This is a genomic window from Protofrankia sp. Cas8 (genome assembly GCF_963555845.1).
Taxonomy (GTDB): Bacteria; Actinomycetota; Actinomycetes; order Frankiales; family Frankiaceae; genus Protofrankia.
Genome location: NZ_CAUVXI010000048.1, coordinates 9,203 through 17,910, shown reverse-complemented (window position 1 = coordinate 17,910; position 8,708 = coordinate 9,203). Strand labels below are relative to the sequence as shown.

Here is an 8,708-nt window from a genome sequence, read left to right as displayed (position 1 = left end):
GAAGGCGACAGCAAGGTCCGACTGTGGGACACCACCACCGGCCGACAACTGCGCACTCTCACGGGCAACACCGCCACGGTACGGTCAGTGGGATTCTCCCCGAACGGCACCATGATCGCCGCCGGGTCGGGCGACGGCACGATCCGACTGTGGGACACCACCACCGGCCGGAAACTGCGCACCCTGACCGGCCCCATCGGCTCGGTGTGGTCGCTGGGGTTCTCCCCGAACGGCACCATGATCGCCGCCGGAGGAGACGACAGCAAGATCCGCTTGTGGGACACCACCGGCCACCGGATCCACACCCTCACCGGCCCCACCGACACGGTGCGGTCGGTGGGATTCTCCCCGGACACCACCATGATCGCCGCCGGGTCGGAGGATGGCACGGTACGGCTGTGGGACACCACCACCGGTACCGAGATGCGCACTCTGACCAGCCACACCCGCCGAGTGTGGTCGGTGGGGTTCTCCCCCGACGGCACCATGATCGCATCAGGAGGCGACGACAACACGGTACGGCTGTGGGACACCACCACCGGTACCGAGATGCGCTCCCTGACCGGCCACACCCGCCAGGTGCGGTCGGTGGGGTTCTCCCCCGACGGCACCATGATCGCATCAGGAGGCGACGACAACACGGTACGGCTGTGGGAGACCGCCACCGGCCGCCCGATCGCGACCATGATCGGTACTCGGGACGGGTGGGCGGTCCTGCTGCCGGACGGTTCGTACAAGCTGGTCGGCGAGCCGGACGGCTCCTTCTGGTTTATGATCAAGAACGTCCGTTTCGAGCCTGGCGAGCTGGACGGCTACGACCCGACCATCCGGCGCATCCCGGCGGACGCGCCGCTACCCCTACCCCCCGCCCCGCCCCGCCCCGGGCGCGGTTGACCTGACGTTCGCTTGCGCCTCTGGCCTTCCCTCGAACGGCCGGCGACGAACGCCGGTGACGACGGGATCGGCCCGGTCTCCCGCAGCGATCGTCAGACGCGGATCACGCTCAGGCCCGGCACGTCCGCGTAGTCATCATCCTGACTGACCACCGGAACGTCGAGGGCGAGCGCGGTGGCGGCGATCCACGCGCCGTTCACCGTCATCCGACGTCCGGAGTCACGCAACGCAACCTGCAGGCGCGCCCACGCCTGGGCCACACCATCGTCGATCGGCACCGGGTCAAGGTCCAACGCCTCCTGCAGCGTGGTGAGCCTCCGGTCACGCGCAGCCAGATTCCGAACGGCCAGCGAGCCCGGCCGCGGTCACAGCGGCGGCAGATCGTCCGTGGTGTCCGCGGCCAGCTCGTCGAGGTCGGCCCGGAGTTCGGAATCGGCCTGTCGGGACAGGAACCGGCGCACGAACTCCTCGCGGCTGATGAACCGGGGACGGCGGCCCACGGCGGCGAGCCGGGCGACAGGCCGACCGTCAACGGTGATGAGCAGCTCCTCACCGGCCGGATCCGATACGGAGGGTGATCGGACGGCTAGTTGCCAAGTGCGTTGGGGGCGTACCTACGCCACCATGCGACAAGCTTGACATCCTCTCCGCCTTGCAGGGCGGAGATTCCCGTCTGCTACGCCGCTGTGGGCGTGAGCTTCGGGTGGGTTCCCGCTTCTCCGCGCGGTGCCGGCACAGGTGCCGGTCTTACCCGCGCTCCACGGGCGTTTATGGTCTCTGCCTGTCCGGCGGCGACCTTGTGTCCCTCGGTCCTGATGTTCCTCGCCGCGTTCACGTCCCGGTCGTGGGCCGTCCCGCACGCCGGACACGTCCACCGCCTGACCGACAGCGGTTTCGGCCCATCCTTCATCCCGCAGGCAGAACAGACCTGCGACGACGGGAAGAACCGGTCGACCTTCACGAACGTCCGGCCGTACCGGGCCGCCTTGTACTCCAGCATCCCGGCGAACTGCGACCAGCCCGCGTCGTACACCGACCGGGCCAGCCGCGTCCGGCCAAGACCGGCCACGCACAGATCCTCGACGTACACCGCTTGGTTCTCGCGAATGATCGCCGTGGACAGCTTGTGCTGCCAGTCCCGCCGGGTATCGGCCACCTTCACGTGCGCTCGGGCGACCTTGACGACAGCCTTCCTGCGGTTGTTGCTGCCCTTCCGTTTGCGAGATAGGTCCTTGTGGAGCCGGCGGAGCTTGCGGTGCACACGGCGGAGGAACGTCGGCGAGGTGACCTTCGTGCCGTTCGAGAGGACCGCGAAGTGCTCCAACCCCACATCGATCCCCGCCTCGTCCTCGACCGGCGGCAACGGCTCGTCGTGGACCTGGACAACGAAGGAGGCGAAGTACCGGCCCGCCGCATCCCAGATCACCGCCACCGACGACGGCTCGGAAGGACGTTCCCGCGACCAGCGGACCGCCACGTCCCCGATCTTCGGAAGGCGCAGCCGTCGCCCTTCGATCACCGCGAACCGGGCGTTCTTCGTGAACCGAATCGCCTGCCGGTTGTCCTTCCTCGACCGGAACCGGGGCGGGCCGACCTTCCGGCCCCGCCGTTTGCCCGACAGTGAGCCGAACCAGTTCCGGTAGGCCGTGTTCAGATCCGCCGCGGCCTGTTGCAACACCACCGCCGACACTTCGGCGAGCCACGCCCGTTCCGGGGTCTTCTTCGCCTCCGTGATGACCCGTTTCGACAGTTCTCCGTCCGAGAGGTATGGCAGCCCCGCTGCGCGGGTCTCCTGCCGCAGACGCAGCCCGTCGTTGAACACGACCCGCGCGCAGCCGAACGCCCGGGACAGTGCCGCGATCTGACCCGGCGACGGGTCGAGACGGACGTTGTACCGAAGCTGCACAGGTCAAGTCCGCCATTGGTCTATGGGTCACGATCTCGATATCCGTACTGGCAGGCACTGCGTTTTCGCGCTGCATGCCCACTTGGTTTTCGTGACCAAGTACCGGCACTGCGTCTTCACCGACCAGCACGCGACCCGACTGGAGGAGATCATGCGGGCGGTATGCGTCGACTTCGAGACCGACCTCGCCGAGTTCAACGGCGAAGGCGAGCACGTCCACCTGCTGGTCAACTACCCGCCCAAAGTCGCCCTGTCGAGACTGGTTAACAGCCTCAAGGGTGTCTCGTCGCGGCGAATGCGCCAAGAGTTCCCCGAGCTGGCCCGCCACTACTGGCGGGCGAACCGGCTGTGGTCCGGCTCCTACTTCGCCGGGTCGGTCGGCGGTGCGCCGCTGACCGTCGTCCGTCAGTACATCGAGCAGCAGACCCGTCCGGTTTAGGGCACGCTCGGGCCCCTGGCGGCCCTCCCGCGCGGGCCTTCACCCCCGGCCTGAAGGCCGGAGCACTGGCCCGCAATTCGGTAGCAGCCGGCTACACCCGGCCAGCCGTGCTGGCTGAAGATCAATGGATGCGGAATACGGGATGAGGGATGCGGCGCTTGATCAGGTCGCGACCACGCTGTGGTCGGACCAACCTCGGCGTACCGCGTCCGACCTGGCGGTCCTACGCTTCCTCAGTGCCTGTATCGCGCAAGCGGAAGAAGACCCGCACGTCCAAGGCCTCGGCCCGCAACTCCAAGGCCTCGACCCGGCCAATCAAGCCGACGATCCGGTCCGATTCGGACGACCAGTCCCAGGATGAGCTCACAAAGGCCTTGACCGGTCTTGTCACCTACCGACGTCACGTGGACGCGCGTAAGGCGGCCCTTGCCACGTCGGCGGCCGACGCTCTCGTCGCCGAACTCGTCGCGTTCACACCGAGCCAACCCGATTCCGAGCTTGAAGATGACCTGTGCCGCCGACTCGGGGCGCGGCTGGGAGAGTTCGAAGACGAACCGATCGACGACCATGTGGACCCCGACCGACTCGCCGGGGCCGTCGTCACCGCAGCCGCCGCAGCCGTCCGCTCGGCACTGGACGCGACACTGGAGACGTTGACAACCGAGCCCGACTGCGAGCCCGGCTGCGAGCCTGACGGTGAGGAGCCCGACGGCTGGCGAGCACCGTGGCGGGTACTGACCACCATGGCCCGCATCCTCCCCTTCCCGCTGAGCGCGACCACCGCCAACGCGATCGGAGACCTGCGCGATCATCCCGGCGGGCACGTACTACCCACGACCCCCGGCGGCCCGACAATGACCGGGCAGGTTCTGTGGACACGCGACGCCTACGGCAGCCGCTTCGGCGTCACCACCGCGTTCACGACACTCAACGGGCCAGACCGCTGGTATCTGTGGGACATCGACGCCTGCGGATTCCAGGCATTCACCGTCCACAGCGCCTACTACGCCACAGCCGAGCAGGCGCTGGCGGCGTGGCAGGTCGGAGTTGGCGTTCTCGCTGCCGGCGAGACGACCCTCACCGCAGTCGACGATCCTTGGTTGCTGGCCGACCTGCTGCCCGCCGAGGAAGGATTGTTCCGGGCAGGCGGAGAGAACGCGGGCCAGCCCGCCGAGTACCACCGGAGCAGACGCCTCGCCGAAACGGCGATCAAGAGCTTCGGAGTGCGTCAGGCCGCGCCGCACACAGACCTCGACGACGCCGGCGCAGCCGCAGAGTTCACCGCCTGGCTGCGGGCACACCGAGCCGACCAGCCACAGCCGGCCGAGCTGGAAGAACTGATCACGGAACTGGTGGATTCCTGGCATATCGACGGCCCAGCCGCCCTGTACGGCACCTGCTCGCCGCACCGCATCGCCCTGACCGTCCTGCATCTGCGCAACTACTACCAGGACGACTTCGCCGCCCAGCTCGTCGCCCTACTCCCCGAGTGGGCCTGCTGGCTCGCCGAGCGCAACAGGACCGCATCCGAGTTGGCCGAACGCTGCCGACCATACGCTCTGGGCGAGACACACCCCGACGTTGGCAGCGACGACTCCAGGCCGGACTATCGCGCCCGCGTGACCGAGTAGCCCGCCGCGCAGCGGGAGGGTCGGCAACACGGCTTCAGGCCCCTGGCACTTCAGATCTTGATGAGAGTGACCCGCCTACCGCAGAGCGCCATGAGATCGTCAGGGTCCGAGGTGAGCACGGTGACGCGGCCGGGGACGGCGAGCGCCGTGGCGCAGAGCATGGCGTCGATCGCGTGTTGGTGACCGTGCAGACCCGCATCGCTCAGGAGAGCCGCCGCCTGGCGGGCAATGTCCTCGGTGACGGGCTCGACGACGATGCGGGACAGGGTCCATTCCAGCGCCGGACGCCTGATGCGCGGGTGCACCACCTCGACCAGCGTCGCCGCACTGGTGATCACACGCATGTCGTCGGCGCGGGCGAGTGCGAGCCACGCGGTGACCTCCCGGTCGCGCTGTACCGCTTTGGCGAGTCCTTCACTGTCCAGAACCAGGGTGCCGCCCGGCGCCGCGGGCGCGCGGATCATGCCGCGCTCGAGCCGGCGATGCCCTGCTGCTCGCGGGCGCGCAGCAGGGTGTCGCGCCTGGCCTGAATCTCCTCATCGATGATCGGTCCGTGTTCGGCCTCCGCGACCGCGATCAGGTCGTTGAGGTTGTCGCGTTCGATCTGGCGCGCGACGGCCGCGGCGACGTATGCGGACAGGCCCGAGGGACCGCCGCGGGCGCGGGCCGCCTCGGCGACGTCCCGAGGCATTGTGATCGAGTACTTCTGGGTAGGCTCGCTCATACTCCTTATGCTACCTCGGGTGCTCCCGCCGGATGGTTGACCGCACGACCGAGGCGGGCGCGGATCGTGACATTCTTTACCCATGGTTGACGGGGGCGGGGTAACCGACACAGGGGTAACCGACACAGGGGTCACTGACACGGCGGCGTCCGGTGACGGCGGTCGCTACGACTTCTTCGTCAGTTACACCGGCGTGGACGCCGCCTGGGCGGCGTGGATCGCGTGGCAGCTTGAGGCACGGGTGCGGTTCAGCGAGCGGTCCGGCGAGCGGTCCGCGCGGGTGTTCGTGCAGGCGTGGGACCTCGTCCCGGGCACGAACTGGGCGGCCAGCATGCACCGCACGCTGCCGGCCTCGGCCCGGGTGGTGCCTGTCCTGTCCCCCACCTATCTGGCCGACTCCCGGTACGGCAACGCCGAGTGGCTGGCGATCTGGCCGGAGGACCCCGAGGGGGCCAAGCGTCGGATCGTGCCGGTCCGGGTCGCGGACTGCCAGCCCACCGGTCTGCTGCGGTCAACCACCTACATCGACCTGGTCGGCCGCGACGAGACGGCCGCCGCCGACACGCTGCTCGCGGGAATTACCGCTTCCGTCGAAGGCCGGGCGAAGCCCGCCGTCGCCCCGCAGTTCCCCGGCCCGGACGGTCGCGCGGCGCGTGGTGCCGACCAACCGGATTTCCCCGGAGCTGCCAGTGCGGTCACCGCCGCGGTCAAGACAGCCGCGGTCAGGACAGCCGCGGGCAGGCCGGACAAGGCCACGGAGCCGGCCGTCACGGTGCTGCACATCTCCGACACCCAGTTCGGGGCCCACCACGTGTTCGGCCGGGCCGGACTCACCGAGGCCGACCGCGGCCACACGTCCCTGTTCGCCCGGTTGCACGACGACCTGCGAGGCCGCGCCGAAACCGAGGGCCTGCGGCCCGACCTCGTCGTGGTCACCGGTGACCTGGCCGAGACCGGCGACGAGGGCGAGTTCGACCAGGTGTACGACTTCCTCGTCGCATTGGCGGAGCGCCTGGAACTCGACCGGAACCGGTTCGTGGTCATCCCTGGCAACCACGACGTCAACCGGCTGCTCTGCCAGTCCTACTTCCTGCGTGAGCAGGCCTTCAAGCGGAATCCCCAGCCGCCGTACTGGCCGAAGTGGGAATGCTTCGACGCCCTGCTGCGGCGGTTCTACGGTGTCGACGCCGCGATCGGCTTCGGTGTCGGCGCCGAATGGTCGCTGGTCGAGATCCCCGACCGCAAAGTCGTCGTGGCTGGACTGAACTCGACGATGGCCGAAACGCACGAGGTGCACTACGGCTGCCTCGGGGAACACCAGCTCCGTACCGTCGCCGAGGCCTTGGGCCGTTACGAGCGGGACTGCTGGCTGCGGATCGGTGCCGTGCACCACAACCCGATCCGGGGCGCCACCTCCGACGACGAGAACCTGCGCGACGCCGACGACCTGGACCGCATCCTCGGCCCGCACCTGAACCTGCTGCTGCACGGCCATACCCACGACGGCCGGGCCAGCTGGTTGTCCTCCGGGCTGCCGGTCGCGTCCACGGGCAGTGCGGCGGTCGACGCGCAGGCACGCCCGCCGGAGGTGCCGAACCAGTATCAGCTGATCCGGATCGACCGGGACGGGTTCACCCGCTATGCCCGCCGCTACGAGCCCGATCAGAAACGTTGGACGGGTGACCTGCGGGTCGACCCGGCCGGCAGCTCGTGGTCGGTGCGCACACCGCACGCGTTCCGGTCGGTGCACGCGGCGTTTCCGTCCCCGGCCGGGGACGACGACGAGGAGGGTGAACCAGGCCGGCGCCCGCGCGAACCGTATGGCCGGGGTATGGACGGCCGGTTCCCGGACGGCGAGGAGCTGTCCCACGGGTTGTCCGGACCGCCACGGCGGCAACCGGACACGCTGGACGAAATCGCCAAAGTGGCCCGCCTGCACCACCCGGACGCGACGGTCGAGCGGGTCGAGGCGTCCGGCGGGCTGCCCGCCCGCCTGGATGTGTGGTGTGCCAAGGGCGACACCGTGGAGTACGGGCTCGTCGGCCTGATCGACGGCGAAGCGGACGAGGCCACGGTTGACGAGTTCGCCACAACGGTCCAGGCCAGGTATCCGCCGCACCGCCGCAATCTGGTCACCGAGCTCGTCTACACCGGGGGAACACCGGCCACCCCCGAGCTGGTCGCCCACGCCGCGCGGAACGGTATGCGGCTGTTGAGCATGCTCGAATACCAGGGCGTCCTGGACCTGCGCGGCTACGTCGACCGCCAGACCGCCCGGCTTGACGCCGACCCGGACTACCCACCCGAGCTGTATGTGCCGCAGCGCATCCGGCGGATCGACCGCACCACCGTCACCGCCCCCGCCCTCCAACAGATCGTCGAGTGGTTGACCACGGATGAGGCCCGGTTCATCCTCGTGCTCGGCGACTCCGGCCACGGCAAGACCTTCCTGACGCACGAGCTCGCTCTGGCGTTACCCCGCCACCTGCCGCATGTGGACCCGATGCTGATCGAGCTGCGGCAGCTGGAGAAGTCCCTCGAGCTCGACCGGCTCGTCGCCCAGCATCTGGTGGACTCCGAGGTCCGCAGGCCGGACCTCGATGCCTTCCGCTACATGCTGGCTCAGGGCCACCTCGTGTTGATCTTCGATGGTTTCGACGAGCTCGCGGCCCGCGTCACCTACGAGCGCGCGGTCGCGCACCTGGACACCCTGCTGGCCGCCCTCGACAATCAGGCGAAGATCGTCGTGACGAGCCGGGCCGAGTTCTTCCTCACCGATGGCGAGGTGTTGAAGAAGACCGGGGAGAAGGTCGAGCGGACGTTCGGCCGGTTCATCGTCCGGCTGACGGAGTTCGGCCCCGAACAGATCCATGCCTTTCTGGTCGGACGCTTCGCACGGGCGCTGTCGGTGGAGTTTCCCGACACCGACGCCCGCCGCGTGGAAGCACAACAACGGGCAACAGCCCGCCTCGGGCTGATCCGGGAGGTGCGGGACCTCCCCGACCTGGCGCGTAACCCACGACTGTTGTCGTTCATCGCCGAGCTGGACGAGGACCGGCTACGCCAGGCGCGCCAGCGTGGCGGCTCGGTGACTGCGGCGGACCTGTACCGGGA

The 8,708-nt window shown here is 68.9% G+C and carries 8 protein-coding genes and 1 pseudogene; 4 read left to right on the top strand and 5 right to left on the bottom strand.

The annotated features are described in order from the left end of the window. A pseudogene (locus tag U9977_RS09875) lies at positions 1-894 on the top strand (WD40 repeat domain-containing protein); the annotation flags it as partial. A gap of 92 nt (positions 895-986) precedes the next feature. Here the strand turns inward: U9977_RS09875 and U9977_RS09870 are convergent. The 3 genes from U9977_RS09870 to U9977_RS09860 all read right to left on the bottom strand — a co-directional run bounded on the left by U9977_RS09870 (position 987) and on the right by U9977_RS09860 (position 2,800). Beyond that, positions 987-1,229, bottom strand: coding sequence for a PIN domain-containing protein (locus U9977_RS09870; RefSeq protein WP_322748919.1), 243 nt, complete (start codon positions 1,227-1,229; stop codon positions 987-989). Between the two features lie 30 nt (positions 1,230-1,259). Then, on the bottom strand, positions 1,260-1,394 hold the full coding sequence (locus U9977_RS09865) for a hypothetical protein (RefSeq protein ID WP_322748908.1): 135 nt from the start codon (positions 1,392-1,394) through the stop codon (positions 1,260-1,262). A 176-nt stretch (positions 1,395-1,570) separates the two neighbouring features. Continuing rightward, positions 1,571-2,800, bottom strand: a complete 1,230-nt coding sequence (locus U9977_RS09860) for an RNA-guided endonuclease TnpB family protein (protein ID WP_322748907.1) — start codon at positions 2,798-2,800, stop codon at positions 1,571-1,573. A 22-nt stretch (positions 2,801-2,822) separates the two neighbouring features. On the opposite strand from U9977_RS09860, the gene tnpA reads away from it, so the two are divergent. Both tnpA and U9977_RS09850 read left to right on the top strand, forming a co-directional pair. Next, complete coding sequence (tnpA, locus tag U9977_RS09855; protein WP_322748906.1) at positions 2,823-3,239, top strand: IS200/IS605 family transposase; 417 nt, start codon at positions 2,823-2,825, stop codon at positions 3,237-3,239. 236 nt (positions 3,240-3,475) lie between these two features. Continuing rightward, positions 3,476-4,870, top strand: a complete 1,395-nt coding sequence (locus tag U9977_RS09850) for a hypothetical protein (RefSeq protein WP_322748905.1) — start codon at positions 3,476-3,478, stop codon at positions 4,868-4,870. Between the two features lie 50 nt (positions 4,871-4,920). Here U9977_RS09850 and U9977_RS09845 read toward each other — a convergent pair whose 3' ends face one another. Continuing rightward, positions 4,921-5,334, bottom strand: a complete 414-nt coding sequence (locus tag U9977_RS09845) for a type II toxin-antitoxin system VapC family toxin (protein ID WP_322748904.1) — start codon at positions 5,332-5,334, stop codon at positions 4,921-4,923. Further along, positions 5,331-5,594, bottom strand: coding sequence for a hypothetical protein (locus tag U9977_RS09840; protein WP_322748903.1), 264 nt, complete (start codon positions 5,592-5,594; stop codon positions 5,331-5,333). Before U9977_RS09840 ends, U9977_RS09845 begins: the two co-directional genes overlap by 4 nt. An 82-nt stretch (positions 5,595-5,676) precedes the next feature. On the opposite strand from U9977_RS09840, the gene U9977_RS09835 reads away from it, so the two are divergent. Continuing rightward, the coding region (locus U9977_RS09835) for a TIR domain-containing protein (RefSeq protein WP_322748902.1) at positions 5,677-8,708 on the top strand (3,032 nt) is incomplete at its 3' end.